21 protein-coding genes and 1 other RNA gene are annotated in these 20,472 nt (G+C 68.5%); 8 read left to right on the top strand and 14 right to left on the bottom strand.

Annotated elements, in window-relative coordinates; all coding sequences use genetic code 11:
- Positions 1-57 precede the first annotated feature (57 nt).
- Both D0C15_RS17180 and D0C15_RS17185 read left to right on the top strand, forming a co-directional pair.
- On the top strand, positions 58-273 hold the full coding sequence (locus D0C15_RS17180; RefSeq protein ID WP_116046465.1) for a hypothetical protein: 216 nt from the start codon (positions 58-60) through the stop codon (positions 271-273).
- Positions 270-1,079, top strand: coding sequence for a hypothetical protein (locus tag D0C15_RS17185; protein ID WP_245975895.1), 810 nt, complete (start codon positions 270-272; stop codon positions 1,077-1,079). The genes D0C15_RS17180 and D0C15_RS17185 overlap by 4 nt, the downstream gene beginning before the upstream one ends.
- Here the strand turns inward: D0C15_RS17185 and hutI are convergent.
- Genes hutI through hutH form a run of 5 tightly spaced genes read right to left on the bottom strand, consistent with a single transcriptional unit; the run spans position 1,072 to position 7,958 of the window.
- Positions 1,072-2,253, bottom strand: a complete 1,182-nt coding sequence (gene hutI, locus D0C15_RS17190) for an imidazolonepropionase (RefSeq protein WP_245975896.1) — start codon at positions 2,251-2,253, stop codon at positions 1,072-1,074. The two genes, D0C15_RS17185 and hutI, sit on opposite strands and share 8 nt — an antisense overlap.
- Positions 2,244-3,578, bottom strand: coding sequence for a formimidoylglutamate deiminase (locus D0C15_RS17195; RefSeq protein WP_116046467.1), 1,335 nt, complete (start codon positions 3,576-3,578; stop codon positions 2,244-2,246). The genes hutI and D0C15_RS17195 overlap by 10 nt, the downstream gene beginning before the upstream one ends.
- Positions 3,575-4,774 (bottom strand): allantoate amidohydrolase, encoded by a 1,200-nt coding sequence (locus D0C15_RS17200; protein ID WP_116046469.1) that lies wholly within the window; start codon positions 4,772-4,774, stop codon positions 3,575-3,577. The genes D0C15_RS17195 and D0C15_RS17200 overlap by 4 nt, the downstream gene beginning before the upstream one ends.
- Positions 4,771-6,423, bottom strand: coding sequence for a urocanate hydratase (hutU, locus tag D0C15_RS17205; protein WP_116046471.1), 1,653 nt, complete (start codon positions 6,421-6,423; stop codon positions 4,771-4,773). The genes D0C15_RS17200 and hutU overlap by 4 nt, the downstream gene beginning before the upstream one ends.
- Positions 6,420-7,958: a histidine ammonia-lyase gene (gene hutH / locus D0C15_RS17210; RefSeq protein WP_116046473.1), complete on the bottom strand. Its 1,539-nt coding sequence runs from the start codon at positions 7,956-7,958 to the stop codon at positions 6,420-6,422. Before hutH ends, hutU begins: the two co-directional genes overlap by 4 nt.
- 88 nt (positions 7,959-8,046) lie before the next feature.
- Between hutH and D0C15_RS17215 the strand changes: the two genes are divergently transcribed.
- Positions 8,047-8,829, top strand: a complete 783-nt coding sequence (locus D0C15_RS17215; protein WP_116046514.1) for an IclR family transcriptional regulator — start codon at positions 8,047-8,049, stop codon at positions 8,827-8,829.
- Positions 8,830-9,091: 262 nt separating this feature from the next.
- Here the strand turns inward: D0C15_RS17215 and cspE are convergent, their stop codons facing one another.
- The 3 genes from cspE to ssrA all read right to left on the bottom strand — a co-directional run bounded on the left by cspE (position 9,092) and on the right by ssrA (position 10,529).
- The gene (cspE, locus tag D0C15_RS17220; protein WP_091678561.1) at positions 9,092-9,295 is read right to left on the bottom strand and encodes a transcription antiterminator/RNA stability regulator CspE; all 204 of its coding nucleotides are present in this window, start codon (positions 9,293-9,295) and stop codon (positions 9,092-9,094) included.
- Between the two features lie 259 nt (positions 9,296-9,554).
- Complete coding sequence (locus tag D0C15_RS17225; protein WP_116046475.1) at positions 9,555-9,785, bottom strand: hypothetical protein; 231 nt, start codon at positions 9,783-9,785, stop codon at positions 9,555-9,557.
- Positions 9,786-10,133: 348 nt separating this feature from the next.
- Positions 10,134-10,529: a transfer-messenger RNA gene (ssrA, locus tag D0C15_RS17230) on the bottom strand.
- Positions 10,530-10,709: 180 nt separating this feature from the next.
- On the opposite strand from ssrA, the gene D0C15_RS17235 reads away from it, so the two are divergent.
- The 5 genes from D0C15_RS17235 (at position 10,710) to D0C15_RS17255 (ending at position 15,039) form a co-directional block, all read left to right on the top strand.
- Positions 10,710-11,405 (top strand): sensor domain-containing protein, encoded by a 696-nt coding sequence (locus D0C15_RS17235; RefSeq protein WP_116046477.1) that lies wholly within the window; start codon positions 10,710-10,712, stop codon positions 11,403-11,405.
- Positions 11,406-11,461: 56 nt separating this feature from the next.
- Positions 11,462-12,577: a sensor histidine kinase gene (locus D0C15_RS17240; protein WP_425455402.1), complete on the top strand. Its 1,116-nt coding sequence runs from the start codon at positions 11,462-11,464 to the stop codon at positions 12,575-12,577.
- Positions 12,578-12,604: 27 nt separating this feature from the next.
- Positions 12,605-13,249 carry a response regulator transcription factor gene (locus tag D0C15_RS17245; protein WP_116046480.1) on the top strand — a complete coding sequence of 215 codons (645 nt, stop codon included), beginning with the start codon at positions 12,605-12,607 and terminating at the stop codon, positions 13,247-13,249.
- Between the two features lie 136 nt (positions 13,250-13,385).
- On the top strand, positions 13,386-13,604 hold the full coding sequence (locus D0C15_RS17250) for a hypothetical protein (protein ID WP_116046482.1): 219 nt from the start codon (positions 13,386-13,388) through the stop codon (positions 13,602-13,604).
- Positions 13,605-13,698: 94 nt separating this feature from the next.
- Complete coding sequence (locus D0C15_RS17255) at positions 13,699-15,039, top strand: acyltransferase family protein (RefSeq protein ID WP_116046484.1); 1,341 nt, start codon at positions 13,699-13,701, stop codon at positions 15,037-15,039.
- Positions 15,040-15,044: 5 nt separating this feature from the next.
- On the opposite strand, the gene D0C15_RS17260 is transcribed toward D0C15_RS17255, so the two are convergent.
- The 6 genes from D0C15_RS17260 to D0C15_RS17285 form a co-directional block, all read right to left on the bottom strand.
- Positions 15,045-15,938 (bottom strand): amidohydrolase family protein, encoded by an 894-nt coding sequence (locus D0C15_RS17260; RefSeq protein ID WP_245975898.1) that lies wholly within the window; start codon positions 15,936-15,938, stop codon positions 15,045-15,047.
- Complete coding sequence (smpB, locus tag D0C15_RS17265; protein ID WP_116046487.1) at positions 15,935-16,417, bottom strand: SsrA-binding protein SmpB; 483 nt, start codon at positions 16,415-16,417, stop codon at positions 15,935-15,937. Before smpB ends, D0C15_RS17260 begins: the two co-directional genes overlap by 4 nt.
- Before the next feature lie 106 nt (positions 16,418-16,523).
- A complete protein-coding gene (ftsX, locus tag D0C15_RS17270) occupies positions 16,524-17,423 on the bottom strand; it encodes a permease-like cell division protein FtsX (protein ID WP_116046489.1) in 900 nt (299 codons plus the stop codon).
- A gap of 64 nt (positions 17,424-17,487) precedes the next feature.
- Positions 17,488-18,177 carry a cell division ATP-binding protein FtsE gene (gene ftsE / locus D0C15_RS17275; protein WP_116046491.1) on the bottom strand — a complete coding sequence of 230 codons (690 nt, stop codon included), beginning with the start codon at positions 18,175-18,177 and terminating at the stop codon, positions 17,488-17,490.
- Between the two features lie 255 nt (positions 18,178-18,432).
- Complete coding sequence (gene prfB, locus D0C15_RS17280) at positions 18,433-19,542, bottom strand: peptide chain release factor 2 (RefSeq protein ID WP_211323235.1); 1,110 nt, start codon at positions 19,540-19,542, stop codon at positions 18,433-18,435.
- A 75-nt stretch (positions 19,543-19,617) separates the two neighbouring features.
- Positions 19,618-20,118: a PadR family transcriptional regulator gene (locus D0C15_RS17285; RefSeq protein WP_116046496.1), complete on the bottom strand. Its 501-nt coding sequence runs from the start codon at positions 20,116-20,118 to the stop codon at positions 19,618-19,620.
- Positions 20,119-20,472 lie beyond the last annotated feature (354 nt).

The following is a 20,472-nucleotide window of genomic DNA, read 5'->3' on the forward strand; positions in this document are numbered from 1 at the left end:
AACCCCGCGCGCAAGCACCGCGCTTTCCCGGGAAAGCGCGTCGTGAAGGGAGCGAATATGCCCGGTCCCACCCGCGGCCTCGCCGAACAGCTCGGGGGTCCGCTCCCCGATGGGATCGAGACCCTGGACGACGCGAACAAGCAGGTGTTGGCCGAGGCATTGCGCGAGGCGCGACGACAGCAGGCCGCAGCGCTGAGCGCGGCCGCGGAGGACTCGCTGAAGTACGTTCCCGCGCTGCTGCGCGGCGCGGTGCGCAAGGCGGTGGGTCTGTGAGCGGGCCGTCGGTCACCCTGGCCGAGTTGGAGTCGCGTGCCGAGGTACTCAAGCTCGCCAGGCTGCTCAAGACCCCGGCCGAGCGGCTGGACTTCCTGGAGCAGGTCGCCGCCGGCGACATCCGCGCACTCCGGGAGCAGGCCACGGACGTGCTGTTCGACGCCAACCTCGGCGTGCTGCAGCGCATGGCGGCGGCCAGCAAGCTGCTACCGGTGTCGGTGCTGGGCCGGATCGCGGAGAAGGTCTTCGGGCCGCTGCTGTGTGCCCGGCTCGCCGGGCTCATCGACGTCGCCAGGGGCGTGGATGTCGCCGGCCGCCTGTCCCCCGCCTTCCTCGCCGATGTCGCCGCCGAACTCGATCCCCGCAGGGCCAGCCGGATCATCGCCGGAATCCCCGCCGACACCGTGCGCGAGGTGGCGCACGAACTCGTCGGCAGACAGGACTGGATCACCATCGGCCGCTTCGTCGGCCACCTGCCCGACGGGACGGTCTCGGCCACGCTCGACGCCGTCCATGACGAAGCCCTGCTGCGGGTCGCGTTCGTGCTCGACGAGAAGGAACGGATCGACCACGTCGTCGACCTGCTTCCCGGGACGCGCTTTCCCGGACTCGCAGCGGCGGCCGCGGAACACGACCTGTGGCCCCTCACCTTCGACCTGCTGACCCATCTGAGCCCGGCGCACCAGCAACGGCTGACCGACGCCGTGGCCGACCTGGAGCCCGGCGTACGAGCACAGGCCGCGGAACAGGCTGAAGCACTTGGCCTGCTTCGCGAACCGGGCCCGGTGCGCGAAGCACTTAGCTGATGCGCGCACCCTTGCGCCAGACCGCCCAGGTCAGCGGCACTCCCGGGCGATAGGCCAGGTGGGTCACCGAGGGCGCGTCCAGCACCTGCAGATCGGCGCGAGCCCCCGGCCGCAGCACGCCGACGGCCCCGTCCCCGGTGTCCCTGCGCAACGCACGTGCCCCACCGGCGGTGGCCGCCCAAACCGCTTCCGCGACGGACAACCGCATCTGCAGTACGGCGGTGGTGACGCAGAACGCCATGGACGTCGTGTACGAACTACCCGGGTTGGCGTTGCTGGCCAGCGCGATCGTCGCCCCCGCGTCGAGCAGTCTGCGAGCGGGCGCGAGGGGTTGCCGGGTCGAGAGATCACACGCGGGCAGCAGCGTCGCGACCGTGTCCGATTCAGCGAGCGCCTCCACATCGGACTCCGAAAGGTACGTGCAGTGGTCGACGCTGGCCGCTGCCCGCTCGACCGCGAGCCGCACCCCGGGGCCCTCCCCGAGCTGGTTGCCGTGCACCCGCAGGCCGAGCCCACGCTTCGCCGCCGCGTCGAGGACGCGCGCGGACTGGGCCTCGTCGAAGGCGCCGGTCTCGCAGAACACGTCCACCCAGCCGACGTGCCCCGCGACGGCGTCGAGCATCTCGCCGCAAACTAAGTCCACATAGGACTCCGCGTCCGCGCCCGGTGGCACGAGGTGCGCACCGAGAAAGGTCACCTCGTCCGCCACCTGGGCAGCGATTCTGGCCGAGCGCTCCTCGTCGGCGACGCTGAGCCCGTAACCGGTCTTCGTCTCGAGGCACGTGGTTCCCTGCCGCAGCGCCTCTTCGGTATGCCTGCGCAGGTTCGCCAGCAGCGCCTCGTCGCTCGCCTCCCTGGTAGCGGCCACGGTCACCGCGATACCGCCCGCGGTGTACGGCTCTCCGGACATCCGCGCCTCGAACTCGGCCGTCCGGTCGCCGGCGAACACCAGGTGGGTGTGGCTGTCGACCCAGCCGGGCAGGACCGCCCTTCCGCCCACATCCATGCGCTCGTCGGCTTCGGGAGCGCTGCTGGCGGGACCGGCCCACGCCACCCGTTCCCCTTCGAGCACCACCGCGGCGTCGCGCACGACGCCGAGATCCGGATCGTTCGTGGTCAGCTCCGCGATGCCGGTGACGAGTGTCGAACTCGCCGGGTCCGAGTTCACTGCCACAGCTCTCCGATCTCCCTGGCCAGCACCGACTCCGGGTGGCGGATGAACTGATGAGCGCGGTCGCGCACCACCCAGCGGCCCGCGACCAGGACGTCGCGAACGTCGGAAGAGGTCGCCGCGAAAAGGGCTCCCTCCGGTGCGGTCCCAGCGGTACGCACCGACCCGAGGTCGACGGTGACTAGGTCGGCCGCCGCGCCCTTCGCGATTCGGCCTGCCTCCGGCCAGCCGATGGCTCCGTGGTCGGTCGCCGCCGCCATCAGCTCGTTCACCGCGAACCGCCCCCGGCGTTCGTCCGCGAGCCGCTCGTCCAGCTCCAACGCCCTGGCCTCCTCGAACGGGTCGATCACGGCGTGGCTGTCGCTGCCGAGGCACAGCCGGGACCCCGCGTCGGACAGCCCGCGCGCCGGGCCGATGCCATCGCCGAGATCCCGCTCGGTGGTGGGGCACAGGCAGGAGCGGGTGCCGGAGCGCCCGAGCTGACCGATGTCGTCGCCGGTCAGGTGCGTGGCATGCACCGCGACGGTGTGCTCACCGAGCACTCCCGCTTCGGCGAGCAGGGTGGTCGGGGTGCGGCCGTGCTGGGCGAGGCACTGGGCGTTCTCGGCGCGTTGCTCGGAAAGGTGCACATGCAGTGGCCGCCCGTCGGCCCACTCGGCGACCACCGGCAGCTGATCGGCGGGAACCGCGCGCACCGAGTGCACGGCGGCGCCGACCCGCACATGCCCGGTCTCCGGCACGAACGCCTCCACCCGCTCCGCCCACGCGTGGGCGTCTCCGTCGCCGAACCGCAGTTGACGCTCGTCGAGTTCGGTACCGAAACCGCCGGTGAGGTAGCAGGTGTCCAGCAGGGTGAGACGGATACCGGCATCGGCCGCGGCCCGGACCAGCGCCGCGCTCATCGCGTTCGGATCGTCGTACCTCGTCCCGCCTGGTGCGTGGTGCAGGTAGTGGAACTCGCCGACTCCGGTGTAGCCGGCCAGCACCATCTCCGCGTACACGGCACGGGCCAGCCGGTAGTAGGAGTCCGGATCGAGGCGTTCGGCGATGTCGTACATCCGCTCGCGCCAGGTCCAGAACGTCCCCTGGTCACCGTGGGTGCGACCGCGCAGTGCCCGGTGGAAGGCATGGGAGTGGCCATTGGCCGCGCCGGGCATCGTCAGTCCATTGAGGATCGTTCCGGCCCTGGGCAGGTCGGCTTCCACCGAGACGATGCGGTCGCCGTCGATCTCGATTCGCACGCTCTCGGCCACTCCGTCCGGCAGCCAGGCGTACTCGCACCAAAGCGTGCTGTGACCGGCGGGCGACTGCGATGAGGGCTGTGTCATATCGCCGAATTCTCCAGTACGTCCGCAAGGGCCGCAGCTCCGCGTTCGACATCGGCCGCCTCGGCGAACTCCTCGGGGGCGTGGCTGATCCCGGTGGGGTTGCGTACGTACAACATCGCCGTGGGCACGTGCGCGGCAAGGATCGCGGCGTCGTGTCCCGCTCCCGTCGGTAACGCGGGTACGCCACCGAGCACGCGATCGAACTCGTCGCGCAGGACACGATCGAACACGACGTCGTCCGAGCACGACTCCTCGGTGACCGTCACCGAACAGCCTTCCTGCCCGGTCGCCTCGCGAGCGGCCTCGGCGATCTCGGCGACCATCGCGGGTGTGGCCCCCGATCCCGGCACTCTGGCATCGAGCCACAGGTCGACGGTCGAAGCGATCACGTTCGTGCCACCGGGCTTCGGCACCAGCCTGCCCACGGTGGCCCTTGCCTCCGGCCAGGCCGCCGCCACCCTGCGGGCGGCACCGACAACGGCCGCGGCGGGCAGCATCGGGTCCCTCCGGTCGCTGAGCAGTGTGGCACCGGCATGGTTTCCCTGGCCGGAGAAGGAGAACCGCCACCGGCCGTGCGCGATGACCGTACTGCCGAGCGCGACCGGCGCATCCTGATGGATCAATCCCTTGCCCTGCTCGACGTGCAGTTCGACGAACCGGCCGATCCGGCCGAGTACCGCGGGGTCGGTACCGAGTCGTGCCGGGTCGAGGCCCGCGGAGGCGGCGGCGTCGGCGAAGGTGGTCCCCTCGGCGTCGGTGAGCCCGCGTGCCATGTCGACGTCGATCGCCCCGGTCAGCAACCGCGAGCCGAGGCACGGCACGCCGAACCGGCCACCCTCCTCCTCGGCGAAAACCACGAGCGCGATCGGCCTGCCCGGGGTTACTCCCCTGGCCCGCAGCAGATCCACGGCGGCCAGTGCGCTGACCACACCCAGCGGTCCGTCGAACGCGCCGCCGCCGGGTACCGAATCGAGGTGACTTCCGGTGACCAGTGCGTCCGGACCCGGCTGCCCCCACCACGCCCACAGGTTGCCGTTGGCGTCCGTTTCCACTTCGAGGCCACGAAGGGCGGCCTGTTCGGTGAACCACTCGCGCAGTTCCAGTTCGGCGGGCTCGAACACGTGCCGGGAGTAGCCGCCGCGCAGGTGATCCCGGCCGACCCCCGCGATGTCGCCGAGCAGCGCTCCAGCGCTCATGCCTGCTCCCGCATCGGGATCCGCACTCCACGCTCCTGCGCGACGTCGATCGCGTGGTCGTATCCCGCGTCGACATGCCGGATCACGCCGGTACCGGGGTCGTTGGTCAGCACCCGCTCCAGCTTGCGTGCCGCGAGTTCGGTGCCGTCGGCGACACAGACCTGACCGGCGTGGATGGACCGCCCCATCCCCACGCCACCACCGTGATGAATGGACACCCAGCTCGCCCCCGACGCGGTGTTGAGCAACGCGTTGAGCAGGGGCCAGTCGGCGATGGCGTCCGAACCGTCGGCCATGCTCTCGGTCTCGCGGTAGGGCGAGGCGACACTGCCCGAGTCGAGGTGGTCGCGGCCGATGACGACCGGTGCGCTCAGCTCACCGCTGGCCACCATCTCGTTGAACTTCAGTCCGGCGCGGGCCCGCTCGCCGTAGCCCAGCCAGCAGATCCGCGAAGGCAGGCCCTGGAACTCGATCCGCTCGCCCGCCATCCTGATCCAGCGCGCGAGCGATTCGTTCTCGCCGAACAGTTCGAGCATCGCGCGGTCGGTCGCCGCGATGTCGGCGGGATCGCCGGACAGCGCCGCCCACCGGAACGGACCCTTGCCCTCGCAGAACAGCGGCCGGATGTAGGCGGGCACGAAACCGGGGAAGTCGAAGGCCCGTTCGCACCCGCCGAGCTTGGCCTCCCCACGCAGTGAGTTGCCGTAGTCGAACACCTCCGCGCCCGCGTCGAGGAACCCGAGCATCGCGTCCACGTGCTCGGCCATCGACTCGCGGGCGCGGTCGGTGAACTCGTCCGGCTTCTTCGCGGCGTAGTCGTGCCAGTCCTCGAGGTCCACGCCCTTCGGCAGGTAGGCGAGCGGGTCGTGTGCCGAGGTCTGGTCGGTGACGATGTCGACCTCGACCCCACGGCGCAGCAGCTCGGGAAGCACCTCGGCCGCGTTGCCGATCACGCCGACCGACAGCGCCCTGCGCTCCTGTTTCGCGGCGGACACCCTGGCGATCGCGTCGTCCAGATCGGTCGCCAGTTCGTCGAGGTAGCGATGCTGCACCCGCCGCTGCGCCCGCGCCGGGTCGCATTCGACGACGAGTGCGACGCCGTCGTTCATCGTCACCGCGAGCGGCTGGGCACCGCCCATCCCGCCGAGCCCTGCCGTGACGGTGAGGGTGCCTGCCAGAGTGCCACCGAACTTCCTCTCGGCGACGGCGGCGAAAGTCTCGTAGGTGCCCTGCAGGATGCCCTGGGTACCGATGTAGATCCACGAACCGGCGGTCATCTGCCCGTACATGGTCAGCCCGAGCGACTCGAGCCTGCGGAACTCCGGCCAGTTGGCCCAGTCGCCGACGAGGTTCGAGTTGGCCAGCAGCACCCTCGGGGCCCACTCGTGGGTCCGGAACACGCCCACCGGCTTGCCCGACTGCACCAGCAGGGTCTCGTCGTCCTCGAGGGTGGTCAGGCACCGGGTGATGGCGTCGAAGCTGGCCCAGTTCCGGGCCGCTTTGCCGGTACCGCCGTAGACCACCAGGTCCTCAGGACGCTCCGCGACCTCGGGATCGAGGTTGTTGTGGAACATCCTCAGCGCGGCCTCGGTCTGCCAGTTCTTCGCGGTGCGGCTACCGCCGCGGGCAGCGCGGATCGTTCGGGTCATCGTTCCTCCACATGCTGGGTTACGGCGTCGAGCAGCGCGCCGGAGCGGACGAGCTCCTCGGCCGCGGCGATTTCCGGGGCGAGATGGCGGTCGGGACCGGGGCCGGGCACGGTCGCGCGCAACAGGTCCCGTGCGGCGGCGGTGGCCGGGGCGGGACGCAGCGGCGCGCGGAAGTCCAGTGCGCGTGCCGCGGTCAGGTACTCGATCGCGAGCACCGTGGTCAGCCCGTCCACGGCGCGGCGCAGTTTGCGAGCGGCCGACCAGCCCATCGAGACGTGGTCCTCCTGCATCGCGCTACTCGGAATCGAGTCCACGGAGGCAGGCACGGCCAGCCGCTTGAGATCGCTGACGATGGCGGCCTGGGTGTACTGGGCGATCATGTGGCCCGAATCGACACCGGGGTCGGCGGCGAGGAAGGCGGGCAGGCCGTGGGAACGGGCGACGTCCAGCATCCGGTCAGTACGTCGTTCGGCGATCCCCGCCAGATCGGCCACCGGGATCGCGAGGAAGTCCAGCGCGTAGGCCACCGGAGCACCGTGGAAATTGCCGTTGGACTCCACCCGGCCGTCGTCGAGCACCACCGGGTTGTCGACGGCGGCGGCCAGCTCCCGTTCGGCGACCAGTCCGGCGTGCTCGAGGGTGTCCCGGCCCGCTCCGTGTACCTGTGGGGCACACCGCAGGGAGTAGGCGTCCTGCACCCGAGGACAGTCCGGGCCACGATGGCTCGCCACGATCTCCGACCCGGCGAGCGCCGCCCGCATCCGCTCGGCGGATCGGGCCTGCCCGGGATGCGGGCGCAACGCCTGTAGGTCGGCGGCGAAAGCACGGTCGGTGCCGAGTAGCGCCTCGACGCTCATCGCCGCGGTCAGGTCTGCGACGTCGAACAGCCGGTGCAGGTCGGCGGCGGCCAGCACCAGCATGCCGAGCATGCCGTCGGTGCCGTTGGTCAGCGCCAGCCCTTCCTTCTCAGCCAGCACCACCGGCTCGATCCCGGCAGCTCGCAGTGCGTCGCCGGCCGGGACTCGGCTGCCCTCCGCGTCGAACACCTCCCCCTCGCCCATCAACGCGAGGGCGACGGCGGCGAGCGGGGCGAGATCACCGGAGCAACCGAGCGAGCCGTGCTCGTGTACCACCGGGGTGATGTTCGCGTTGAGCAGCGCGGCCAGCGTTCTCGCGGTGACCGGCCGGACGCCGGTGTGTCCCGAGGCGAGAGTGCGCAACCGCAGCAACATCAGGGCGCGGACGACTTCGGTCTCGACCACCGGACCGGCGCCCGCGGCGTGCGAACGGATCAGCGAACGCTGCAGCTGGGTGCGGCGGTCCTCGGGGATGTGGCGGACGGCGAGCGCACCGAATCCGGTGGAGACGCCATAGGTCGGCTCGGCCGCTCCGGCCAGCGCGTCGATGTGCTTGCGCGCCTCGCTGAGGGCTCGGTCGGTCTGCTCGGCCAATTGCACCTCGGCGCCCGCGCGGGCAACCGCGACGACGTCGGCGGGAGTCATCGGCGCGGAACCGAGAACGACGGTGTGGTTCATGCCCCCATCTCAACCTGGATGGGGTGGTGTGGACGAGGCCTCGATCGGGGAGACTGTCTGGTATTCCAGACCTATCGAGGAGGAGGCCGTGGCGGCGAGCAGCGATGTACCCGCACTGCGCAGGGGTTTGGCCGTACTGAGCATGCTCTCGAAGAAGGCGGGGCCGGTGTCCGCCGCAGCGGTGGCGCGCGAACTCGGCCTGCCGCGCTCGACCACCTACCATCTGCTGGCCGAACTGGCGGCCGCCGGATTCGTCACGCACCTGCCCGAGGAACGCCGCTACGGACTGGGAATCGTCGCCTTCGAACTCGGCTCGGCGTATCTGCGCCACGAGCCGCTGGAGCGGCTGGCCGCGCCGCTGCTGCGTCTGCTGGTCGATCGGATCGGCCACAACGCACACCTCGGCGTACTGCACGGGAACGAGACGCTGTATCTGATCAAGGAACGTCCAGCCCGGCCCGAGACTCTGGTCACCGACGTCGGTGTCCGCCTACCAGGGCAGTTGACCGCGTCCGGGCGGGCCATCCTGGCCCATCTGCCCGCGGCGCACGTTCGCGCACTCTTTCCGGGCGCCTCGGCGTTCGTCGACCGAACCGGACGAGGTCCCCGGAGTCTCGCCGAACTGCGGCGAACCCTCGCGGCGGACCGCAGACTTGGCTGGGCGGTCGAGAACAGTAACGTGACGGAGGGTTTCGCCTCGGTCGCCCTGCCCGTATTCGACCACGGCGGCAGGCCGTTGGCCGCCATCAGCGTGACGTTCCGGCATGTCTGCGAGAACGAGCCATGCCAGCGGACCTGGCCGGAACTGGCGGCCGAGGTCGCGCGCACGGCAACGGAACTGACGGCCCGCCTCGGTGGCCGGGCGCCCTAACGCAACTCCCCAGAACTGCCCGAATCGGTAAGCGTCCGCAGGACCTCTGGCAGCGAGTCGCGAACCTTGTCCAGGCCCCGGCACTGATTGGGCACAAACCGACAAGTCGTCAATATGTGCCGTAGTCACCTCGGGTAGCCGCGCGGGATGGCGCCGGGCGGGGCGCTGATGTGTCAGCTGGCGTTTCACCGGCTGTACGACCAGCGGATACGAAACGGGACCGCACCCCAGTGGGGTACGGTCCCGGTCGTTGAAGCTTATGTCACAGCGGGGTGACGCCAGAGGCCTGCGGCCCCTTCTGTCCCTGCGTGATCTCGAACTGCACGCGCTGGTTCTCCTCGAGGGTACGGAAACCGTTGCCCTGAATCTCCGAGTAGTGCACGAAGACGTCAGCGCTGCCGTCCTCCGGTGCGATGAAGCCGAAGCCCTTTTCCGAGTTGAACCACTTCACGGTGCCCTGTGTCATTCTTTCTCCTGCTTTCAACAACTTCTAACCTGCAAACCTTCTGACATCTCCGATGCCGCCGAAGCGACATCTCGGCCGACGTGCAGAACGGTGACTTCTACCGGATGGTGCCGGCGGAAAAAGAACCGCTCGCAACTCTGTCTTGCGAGCGTGAGGACACGAACACAAAAACTACGACCGCGCCCTAGTCAACCACACACCGGCCGAACGCGACAGCCCGGGCGCCGTTAGGCCCCGTTCCAGCCGCGCTGCACAGCACTCAGAGTCGTCCGACCACCTGGTCAGACGCATAACCGCCCTGCGAAGGCAGGAGTCCGAGCATCGCCAGCATCTCGGCGCACTCTTCCGCGTCCTCACAGTGGCTGGCGACCGTACGTGCGGCCTGTCCTGCCTGGACGCCGAGCCGGACCTTCTCCTCGGCCTTCACCCCCGCCAGCCATCCCTTGTCCTCGGCGGGATCGGGCCGTCCGACGTGCCGTGACCAGGCCATCTGTCACCTTCTCTTCCGACGTGGTGACATATGTCGACACCAACGCCACGAACGGGATTCATGCAACGCGTTCTCACCGGGGCGGGTCAGCGGGACACAAACCATCCGCATGGACATTCACTAATACGGACATTCCCATCATGACACCCCTTCGCCCCGCCACAACCCCCGAACGCAAATTAGTTTCCGAGCGGTCGGTTGGCCTTCGATGGTGACAAGTCCGGGAAGACACATGTTTTTGCGAAGCAACTTCACGGACGATCGTTGACTCCGAGGCGTTACGGCCACCCTGCGGCCCGCACACGACGAAGCGGCCCCTTCCCGGTCGGAAGGGGCCGCTTCGCTGAAGGGTGGAGGTGCCGGGAATTGAACCCGGGTCCTCTGGCGCCTCTCCAGGGCTTCTCCGTGCGCAGTTCGCTGTGCCTCTACTTGGCCCCATCGGTCACGCGAACAAGCCGATGTGACGGGCCCAGCCACTGTTGGTTTCCCAACCGGTCCCCGTGGCCGGGGCCGGCGGTAAGCCTCCTAGCTGATGCCGGCGACCGGGTCGGAGGCATACCCGGGCCGACAGTCCTCACTCTCGCTTAGGCAGCGAGAGCGAAGTCGCCACGCGAAGCGTTGGCGACCTGGACGCGCTCATTAGAGTTGGCGCATATTCGTTTGCGATGACGCTTACGGTGGTCTCTCGCCTGCACCGGCACGCTTCCCCTGAATCAACGTCCAAAGTCGAAACCGTTCACCCCCTAGGGCTTGTCTACATCCACACCAGGATAACGCCTGGGGCAAGCCGGATATTTCCCGCGCCACCCGAGGTGTCCTGGTGGGGTTGTCCCCACCACACGAACGCCCGTCCCCACCATCGTCTCACCGCGCTCACCAGGCCATTCTTGGTTCATGTCGCTCATGACAGGAAGGAGCCAGGTGATGGCCCCGGCACCCACCGGCCGCGCAGCGGCCAGCACACGTCCCAGGCTCGGCGGATCGATGACCTACCTGCTGCTGAACTTTCCCCTCGGCATCTTCTGGTTCGTGGCACTGGTCGCCCTGATCGCGGTGGGCGTCTCCACGGCGATCATCTGGATCGGCGTGCCCATCGCGGCATTCGCGGTCCTGCTCTGGCGCGGCGGCGCCAGGCTGGAGCGGGCACGGACCGCGGCTCTGCTGCACACGTTGATCCCGATGCCGTACCGGCCACTGCCGGAGGGCGGGCAGAAGGCGCGCTGGACGGCACGGCTGCGGGACGCGGCGACCTGGCGTGACCTGGTCTACCTGGTGTTGCTGTTCCCCCTCGGCGTCATCGAGTTCGTCCTGCTGATCACGACCTGGTCGGTCTCACTTGCCCTGCTGACGCTGCCGATCTACTACCGCTACCTGCCAGAGGGCGCCTACTACTTCCCCGCGTGGGACATTCGCTGGATCACCGTCGATACGACCGTGGCCGCGCTGCCGTGGGCCGCCCTCGGTGTCCTGTTCGTCGCCGCCACAGTGGTCTTCACCCGTGCGCTGGCGGGGATGCATGCCACGTTCGCCCGAAGCCTCCTCGGCCCGGCGCGCGGTCGCGAACACGAGACCGAGGACCTCTCCCGGGCACGGCCGATCGACACGGTGGCAGGATGGTGACCGGCACCATCGACACTGCTCATCCGCAGGGAGGCCGCTCGATGGCCGAGGGCAGTATGGACGTTGACCAGCGCCGGCCGATCGCGGTGAAGGCCATCGCCTTCATGATCGCCAGCTTTCCGCTGCGCCTGCTGCAGTTCATCCTCATCGTCACAGGCGGCCTCGTCGGCCTCGCCACCGTCATCATCTGGGTCGGCCTGCCGATCCTGCTCGGTACGACACAACTGGTCCGCTGGCTCGGCGACCTGGAGCGGCGCTGGGCGCGGAAGATGCTCGGTATCCCGCTGGCCGACGCCGAACGCCTCCCGGCCGGCGGAAACGTCCTCCGGCGCTGGCGCGTCCACCTCGTCGACTCCTCCACCTGGCGCGATCTCGCCTATCTGATGATCTGCTTTCCGCTGGGTATCCTCGAATTCGCCGTCGGACTGACCTCGATCATCCTCCTGCCGATGGCCATCTGGGTGGTCCCATGGATCGGCTGGGCCCACGGCAGACTGGCGATGGCTCTGCTCGGACCGGACCGGAGCCAGCGGCTGGAGCACAAAGCCGAGCGGCTGCAGGCTTCCCGTGCGCGCGGCGTCGACGCGGCCGAGGCCGAACGCAGGCGGATCGAACGCGACCTGCACGACGGCGCACAGCAACGCCTCGTCGCGGTGGCGATGAGCCTCGGCCGGGCCAAGTCCAAACTCGACAAGGACCCGGAAGCCGTACGCGCACTCATCAACGAGGCGCACTCCGATGCCAAACTGGCGGTCTCCGAACTACGCGACCTCGCCAGGGGGATCTATCCCGCGGTGCTGGCCGATCGCGGTCTGGACGCGGCACTGTCGGCACAGGCCGCGAAGTCCCCGATCAGGGTCGAGGTCTCCGTCGACGTCGACCCACGCCCACCGGCCGCTGTGGAGACCACGGCGTACTTCATCGTCGGTGAGACACTGACGAACATCGCCAAGCATTCCGGGGCCAACGAGGCCCGTGTGCGGGTCTGGCGTACCGGGGACACGGTCACCGTCGAGGTCACCGACAACGGTCACGGGGGCGCGGAGATACGCCCGGGGGGTGGGCTCGCGGGCCTCGCGGATCGGGCTGCAACGATTGACGGCGTCATCACTGTCGTCAGCCCGCCAGCAGGCCCCACGGTGGTCCGCGCCGACCTGCCCTGCACCTGGTGAGCTGACCCATCACTGGGGAGTCACCAGATGCGTGTGGTCATCGCCGAGGACGCCGTCCTCCTGCGCGCGGGAGTGCAACGCCTGCTCGCCGACGAGGGCATCGACACAGTGGCGGCGGTGGACAACGGGGACGACCTGGTCGCCGCCATCGAGGAACACCGGCCCGACCTGGCCATCGTCGACGTGCGCATGCCACCGACCTTCACCGACGAGGGCCTGCGCGCCGCCTTCCGGGCCAGGGAGGTGGTCCCCGGTCTACCGGTGCTCGTGCTCTCCCAGTACGTCGAGGAGAGCTACGCCGTGGAGCTGCTGTCCGCTGGTGCGGGCGGAATCGGTTACCTGTTGAAGGAGCGTGTCGCGGATGTCGCCGACTTCCTGGACGCGGTGCACCGGGTCTCGGGCGGCGGCACCGCCATTGACCCCGACGTGATCGCGCAGCTGATGGCACGCGGCCGGAAGAACCCGCTGGACGCGCTCACCGCGCGGGAGTCCGAGGTACTCGGACTGATGGCACAGGGACTGTCGAACACCGCCATCGCCAACACCCTCGTGGTCTCCCACGGCGCGGTGGAGAAGCACATCGGCAACATCTTCGCCAAGCTGGGACTCGAGGCCAGCGCCGAAGAACACCGGCGGGTACGCGCAGTGCTCACGTACCTCGGACGGACCTGACCGACCCTCGGGACTCCACCCTCCGCGACCATTCGGCCCACCGGGGATCACCCGTCTGAGGGCGGTCCGGCCAAGGGCCGCTCGCCTACGATTGTTGACGCGAGACAACGCCGGAGACGGGTGAGGAGGGCTGGCGATGACCGCGATGAGCGTGCGGTTCTTCGGAGGACCGCTCGACGGCAGGATCCAGGACCTCGGTGCTGCCGAACCTGTCTGTGGCAGCGTGATGCGCCACGTCCACCTGCACGACGGCCCCAAGATCGAGACGCACTACCAGCTCGGCTACACCGATCGCACCGGGTGGGAGTACCGGCTCTGCGGGTTGCCCGCGCCAGACGAGGTCGGCGAGCGGTAGGGCACACCCCACCGGCTCACTGGGGAAAAGCTGACTCCGAAGAGACCGGCTGGCACGGCTGTGCCGGGCAGGCGCCCCGACCAGGCTCTGGGGTATGCCCAAGCCCAGCATCAGCCCGTCTCGCACCCGGGATCCGTTCCTCGATCTCGTTCGGACGATGGCAGTCCTCGCCGTGGTCGGCCAGCACTGGATCATGCCGGTTCTCGGCTACGACAACTCGACGGTCGCCACCGGAAATGCCCTCACCACCCCCGGCTGGTGGGCGTTCACCTGGCTCTCCCAGGTGATGCCCCTGGTCTTCTTCGCCGGTGGCGCGGCGAACCTGATCTCACTGGGACGATCCACGAACACGCGACTCTGGCTCGGCGCAAGGGTGCACAGGTTGCTACTGCCCGTGCTGCCACTGATAGCCGTCTGGTTGGTGATACCAGAACTGTTGCGCGGTCTCGGAGTTCCCGAGCAGCCGTTGCAGGTGGCTGGCTCCATAGCCGCCCAGTTGCTCTGGTTCCTCGCCGTCTACCTGCTGACCGTGCTGGCGACCCCGCTGCTGGCCGCCGCGCACCGCCGGTGGGGTCTGGCAGTGCCCCTTGCGCTCGCCGGCGCGGCCGCGCTCGTCGACGTCGCCCGGTTCGCGGACGTCCCGCTGGTCGGCTATGCCAACGCGGTGTTCGTCTGGCTCGCGGTGCACCAACTCGGCTTCCACTACACGCGGGGACGCCTCGGCGAACTCCACGGACGTCGTGCACTCGGCCTGGCCGCGGGCGGCTTCTCGATCACCGCGCTGTTGGTACTCGCCGGCCCGTACCCGGCCAGCATGATCGGTATGTCCGGTGCGCCGATGTCCAACATGAGCCCACCGACTGTGCTGCTGACCTTCCTCGCCGTCGGCCAGATCGGCCTGCTGCTCGCCGCGCGTCCAGCACTGAACGCGCTGGCGGCCCGGCCGGGCCCGCGCGCCGCACTGTCCTGGCTCGGGCCGCGGTTCATGACCGTCTACCTCTGGCATATGCCCGCCCTGATCGTCGTGGCAGGGGTGACCGTGCTCGGACTGGGCTACGCCACTCCGGCTCCCGGTTCCCTGGACTGGTTCGCGGCGATGCCGGTGTGGCTGCTGCTGGCCGGCGCGGTACTACTCGGCCTGCTCCGAGTGTTCGGCCGGTTCGAGGTCCGGCAGGCCGCCGTGGCGGCTGTGGTGCCCACCGTGCAGCTGGTGGCGGCGGGGGTGCTGGGCTCCACCGGACTGCTGGGCCTCGCCGCTGGCGGTTTCACCACGCCACCGGGAGCCGATCTGCTCGGCGGGCCGCTCCCCTGGGTGGCAATCGTGTTGGGCGCCTACCTGCTCACCAACCGGCCGCTGCCGGTGCGGCAGGCCGGCGTGCAACTGTTGACCCGGAGCGTCGCGACCTGGAACTCCGCCCGCGGGACGAGGGTCTGAGCTCGTCAGAGCCTGAGCAGTGCGGCAGGCGTGTCGTGCAGGACCGCCCGCAGGAACGGCAGGCCGAGGCGCTCGTCCTCGGCCCAGGCCGCGATCGCCCGCAACTGCGTGGCATAGGGGTACGGGATGTTCGGGAAGTCGGTACCGAGGACGATTCGTTCCGGCGAGCGGGCCAGCCGGTCAGTCCAGTCGGGCGGCAGGGGTGTGGTCTGCTCGGTGAAGGGCACGCCGACCATCGTCGTGTCCAGGTAGACGCGGGGATACCGCTCGACCAGGTCGAAGGCGGCTTCGTACTCCGGCATCGCGGCGTGGGCCAGCACGGCGGTCAGCTTGGGGTGGCGGACGAGAACCTGCTCGAAGATGTCGAGTCCGGTGTGCGTGCCGCGCAGCGGCCCGTGCCCACAGTGGATCACCACGGGAACGCCGCTGTCCGCGAGCGCGCCCCAGGCCTCGTCGAGCAGCGGGTCCCGCGGATCGTAGCCACCCACCTGTACGTGGGCCTTCACGCATCGCACCCCGGACCGCAGGGCGGAGTCCACGTAGGACGCGGCGCCCGGTTCGGGGAAGAGGGTCGCGGTGGGTACGGCGTCCGGCTCCCGTTCGGCGAACTCCATCGCCCACCCGGTCAGCCACTCGGCCATTCCCGGTTTGTGTGGGTAGACCAACGGCGCGAACCGGACGACCCCCAGCCGCCGCAACGTCGCCAGCCGGTCCTGCTCGGACTGCCGGTAGTGGATCGGCCAGGCCATCCCGTAGTTCTGCTCGGCCTGGTCGAAGTAGGCCCAGACCTTCCGCATAACAGGCTCGGGCAGGAAGTGGACGTGCATGTCCACGATGCCGTCCAGTCCGAGGGAACGCAGCCAGGGCTGAACGTCCTCATCGGACTCCGGCAGGCTCACTTTCGGTACTTTCCCTTCACCGCTCGGCCCATCGCCCGCTCGACTTCCTTCCTGGCGTCGCGCTTGGCGATGTCCTGGCGCTTGTCGTAGGCCTTCTTGCCCTTGGCGAGCGCCAGTTCGACCTTGACCTTGCCGTCCTTGAAGTACATCGACAACGGGACCAGGCTCAGCCCGCTCTCCTTGGTCTTGCCGATCAGCCGCTCGATCTCGCCACGATGCAGCAGCAGCTTGCGGTGCCGCCGCGCCTCGTGGTTGGTCCAGGTGCCGTGCGTGTACTCCGGGATGTGCACGTTCCGCAGCCACACCTCGCCGTCGTCCACTGTCGCGAACGCGTCGGCCAGTGAGGCCTTGCCGGCGCGCAGGCTCTTCACCTCGGTACCCACCAGAACCAGCCCGGCCTCGTAGGTGTCCAGGATCGAGTAGTCGTGCCGCGCTCTGCGGTTGGACACGATTACCTTGCGGCCGAGTTCCTTGGGCATGGCGCAACCCTACGTGTTCGATTTCCAGGTCGCAGCAGGGTTATCAGTTGCGACGCGGAGCGTCCTGCTGGGGCGGTGGCCGGGTGACCGGTGGGCTAGGACAGTGCTAGTGCCGGACGTACAGGCGGAGCGTGACATAGCCCGTGATGGCAGAGATCAGTACCGAAACACCCAGCAGGATGGGCGCGACGGGGAACAACACGTTCAGCAGGGATATCTGCGGAATGATGCCACCGGTCGCGCCGAGTACCTGTTCGAAGAACACGAACTTGCCCGCGACCAGCAGACCGATCGACAGGACCGCACCGATCAAGCCTGCGACAACCGCCTCGAGCAGGAACGGCAGCTGGGTGTACCAGCGGGTCGCGCCGACCAGACGCATGATGCCGACCTCGGTGCGGCGGGTGAACGCCGACAGCTGGATGGTGTTGGAGATCAGCAGCAACGCGGCCATCGCCTGGATCAGCGCGATGATGAAGGTCATGTTGCGAACGCTGTTGAGCACGCCGAAGAAGCGGTCCAGGAACTTGTTCTGATCGTTGATGTCGTTCACCCCGGCCTGACCGGAGTACTCCTGCACGATCACTTCACTGCGTTCCGGATCGAACAGCTTCACCTGTAGCGAAGCGGGCAGCGACTCCGGCCTGGCGAGCTCCACGAGCTCCGGCTGACCCTCGAAGATCTGCTTGAACCGCTCGAAGGCCTCTTCCCGGTTCTCGAACACAACGGACTCGACGGCCGGGTTGCTTTCCAGCTGCTGACGCAGCGACGCGCACGGCTCCTGTGAGCAGGTCGGGTCGTTGGCGCTGACGTCGGCGGTGAGGTTCACGGACACTTCGACGTCGTCGAGGTAGCTCACCCTCATCTTGTCGATGGTGTTGACCACCAACAGGCCACCGCCCAGCATGGCGAGCGAGATCGCCGTGGTGAGGATCATCGCGATGGTCATCGTGACGTTCCGGCGCAAGCCGGTGATGACCTCGCTGAACACGAAACTGGCACGCATCGGGGCGGATATCCTTGGGTCGGGGTTACGGGGTGAGGCGGGGGTGCGCTGAGCGTACGGCGGGTCAGCGCCCGACGCCGTACACACCTCGCTTGTCATCACGGATGACCTTGCCGAGCTGCAACTCGACAACACGTCGGCGCATGGAGTCCACGATCGAGTGGTCGTGGGTCGCCATCAGCACGGTCGTGCCGGTGCGGTTGATTCGCTCGAGCAGCAGCATGATGTCCTGGCTCGTGTCGGGATCCAGGTTTCCGGTCGGCTCGTCGGCCAGCAGGACCAGGGGCCGGTTGACGAACGCCCTGGCGATCGCGACCCGCTGCTGCTCACCACCGGAGAGTTCGTTGGGCATACGGTCGGCCTTGCCGTCCAGGCCGACCAGTTCGAGCACCTCCGGCACGACCTTCGTGATGGTGTGCTTCGGCTTGCCGATGACCTCGAGTGCGAACGCGACGTTCTCCGAGACGGTCTTGTTGGCCAGCAGCCGGAAGTCCTGGAACACGCAGCCGATCGTCTGGCGCAGCCGGGGGACTCTGCGCCGGGCCATCTTCGCGACGTCGAAGTTCGACACGTAGACACGGCCTTTGCTCGGCACTTCCTCGCGCAGCAACAGCCGGAGGAACGTCGACTTGCCCGAGCCCGATGGGCCGATCAGGAAGACGAACTCGCCCTTGTCCACATCGACGGACACACCGTCAAGCGCCGGACGCGTCGACGTCTTGTAGGACTTGGAAACACTTTCGAGCCGGATCACGGTGGGCCATCCTACCCATGGCACCCGTTAAGCCCTGGTTGCCTCCGGTTTCACCGCTTCCGCCCCAGCCCTCCCGCACCCCAAGGATGGGGTGTCTGCAAGTACCACCGAGCAAGATCACCTGCGCAGCTTTCTACCGCCGACCGGCGAAGCCCTGAGCGAGGGTGTCGGCCCTGCGGGCACCGGTTGGCGGCGGAAAACTGCGCTGTGGATCTTGCTTGGGCGTACTTGCAGACGTACCAAGCCGGGGACGGGTCAGGCGCCGGCGTCCATGGACTGCTTGCGCCAGCGGATGCCGGATTCGAGGAAGCCGTCGATGTCGCCGTCGAGCACTGCCGACGGGTTGCCGACCTCGAACTCCGTGCGCAGGTCCTTGACCATCTGGTAGGGGTGCAGCACGTAGGAACGCATCTGGTTACCCCAGCTGGAGCCGCCGTCCTTGAGCGCGTCCAACTCGGCGCGGTCCTGCTCCTTCTGCCGCGCCAGCAGCTTGGCCTGCAGCACCTTCATCGCCGCGACCTTGTTCTGCAGCTGCGACTTCTCGTTCTGGCAGGAGACGACCACTCCGGTCGGGATATGGGTGAGCCGTACCGCGGAGTCGGTGGTGTTCACGCTCTGACCGCCGGGGCCGGAGGAGCGGTAGACATCGACCCGGATGTCCTTCTCCGGGATGTCGATGTGGTCGACCTCCTCCACCTCCGGCATCACCTCGACGTGCGCGAAGGAGGTCTGCCTGCGGCTCTGGTTGTCGAACGGCGAGATCCGCACCAGCCTGTGAGTACCCTGCTCGACGGAGAGCGTGCCGTACACATAGGGCGCGCTCACCTTGAACGTCGCCGACTTGATGCCCGCCTCTTCGGCGTAGGAGATGTCGTAGACCTCGGTCGGATAGCCGTGGCGTTCGGCCCAGCGCAGGTACATCCGCAGCAGCATCTCGGCCCAGTCGGCGGCGTCGACGCCACCTGCCTCGGAGCGGAGGGTCACCACCGCGTTGCGGTCGTCGTACTCACCGGACAGCAGGGTGCGGACCTCGAGCAGGTCGACCTCTTTGGCCAGTTGCGCGAGGTCCTGTTCGGCCTCGGCCACACTTGCCGCGTCACCCTCGTCCTTGGCCAGCTCGTGCAGTACGCCCAGGTCGTCGAGCCGCTGGCGCAGTTCGGTGACCTTGCGCAGCTCGGCCTGGCGGTAGGAGAGCTGGCTGGTGACCTTCTGCCCGGACTCCGGGTCGTCCCACAGGGACGGGTCGGACGCCTGCTGCTCGAGGTCGGCGACCTGCGCGCGCAGGGTCTCGAGGTCCATCACCGACTCAACCTGGGTCAGTTTGCCGGTGACGTCCTTCAGGCCTGTTTCGAAGTCAGCACTCACGCCAAACAAGGTTACGGCAAATCCCCCAGCCGCCGTCGGCACACCGTCCGAAGCGGCCGGGGGACCGGCGTCAGGTCACTGGGCGGCGATCGTGTCCAGCAGTTTGATCGCGGCCTTCGCGTGGGCCTGGCCGAAGTCGGCCACCGCCTTGGTGACCGGGTCACCCGCGGCCTTGACCGCTGCCTTGGCGGCGTCGAGCTCCTCGCTGTAGACGGCACGCGCCGACTCGAACAAGGTGGCCCGCTGCTTGGCCGTCAGCGATCCGGCGTGCACCAGGCGCAGGATGAGCGGGCTGCGCAGGTGATCGGGACCGGCATCGGAGACGAGCCAGGCCTTGAAGGCCTTCTTCCCGGCGGCGGAGATGACATATTGCTGGCTTGAGCGCGGCCCCTGCTTACCCAGGCGGACAAGGCCTTCCTTGGCCAGAGCTGGAAGCTCCCGGTAGACCTGGCTCCGGGTCACGCTGAAGAACGCACCGAAGCGTTCATCGGCGGCCGCGACGAGCTCACCGCCCGTGGCGGGACCGTCGTGGAGCAGGCCAAGCAGTGCTGCGGCAGTTGCATTCAAATCGGACACGCATCTACCGTGCCATGTTTTTCCATATCTGTCCACAGTGGTCTACCTCGACGTCCACTGTGGAACCCTACGATCGTAGGTACCGACACCCGAACGGACCATGCGATGACCCCGTTCGCCAGACCCTCAATGCACGCGGCATGCAAATCGGACACCAAACGGCCCAACGCCACCATTCATCTGCCCCACAACGAACGTGTCCGCAACTACCGCGCTTTCCCGGGAAAGTGCGACCCAGGCGGCACCCAACCGAAACCAGCGCACACAACGCCACCACCGCAGGGGCAAGGGGGCGCAGCCCCCACGGGGGGCGAGGGGCGCAGCCCCCACGGGGGGCGAGGGGCGCAGCCCCAC

The organism is Amycolatopsis palatopharyngis, from assembly GCF_003385185.1.
GTDB classification, from domain to species: Bacteria; Actinomycetota; Actinomycetes; order Mycobacteriales; family Pseudonocardiaceae; genus Amycolatopsis; species Amycolatopsis palatopharyngis.

Coding starts and splice junctions, on each gene's coding strand:
- hutH (WP_116046473.1), bottom strand. CDS start 7,958: ATGAACCACACCGTCGTTCTCGGTTCCGCGCCGATGACTCCCGCCGAC.
- D0C15_RS17180 (WP_116046465.1), top strand. CDS start 58: ATGCCCGGTCCCACCCGCGGCCTCGCCGAACAGCTCGGGGGTCCGCTC.
- D0C15_RS17195 (WP_116046467.1), bottom strand. CDS start 3,578: ATGACACAGCCCTCATCGCAGTCGCCCGCCGGTCACAGCACGCTTTGG.
- hutU (WP_116046471.1), bottom strand. CDS start 6,423: ATGACCCGAACGATCCGCGCTGCCCGCGGCGGTAGCCGCACCGCGAAG.
- smpB (WP_116046487.1), bottom strand. CDS start 16,417: ATGCCCAAGGAACTCGGCCGCAAGGTAATCGTGTCCAACCGCAGAGCG.
- ftsX (WP_116046489.1), bottom strand. CDS start 17,423: ATGCGTGCCAGTTTCGTGTTCAGCGAGGTCATCACCGGCTTGCGCCGG.
- D0C15_RS17225 (WP_116046475.1), bottom strand. CDS start 9,785: ATGGCCTGGTCACGGCACGTCGGACGGCCCGATCCCGCCGAGGACAAG.
- D0C15_RS17235 (WP_116046477.1), top strand. CDS start 10,710: ATGGCCCCGGCACCCACCGGCCGCGCAGCGGCCAGCACACGTCCCAGG.
- D0C15_RS17200 (WP_116046469.1), bottom strand. CDS start 4,774: ATGAGCGCTGGAGCGCTGCTCGGCGACATCGCGGGGGTCGGCCGGGAT.
- cspE (WP_091678561.1), bottom strand. CDS start 9,295: ATGACACAGGGCACCGTGAAGTGGTTCAACTCGGAAAAGGGCTTCGGC.
- D0C15_RS17245 (WP_116046480.1), top strand. CDS start 12,605: ATGCGTGTGGTCATCGCCGAGGACGCCGTCCTCCTGCGCGCGGGAGTG.
- D0C15_RS17255 (WP_116046484.1), top strand. CDS start 13,699: ATGCCCAAGCCCAGCATCAGCCCGTCTCGCACCCGGGATCCGTTCCTC.
- D0C15_RS17240 (WP_425455402.1), top strand. CDS start 11,462: ATGGACGTTGACCAGCGCCGGCCGATCGCGGTGAAGGCCATCGCCTTC.
- D0C15_RS17250 (WP_116046482.1), top strand. CDS start 13,386: ATGACCGCGATGAGCGTGCGGTTCTTCGGAGGACCGCTCGACGGCAGG.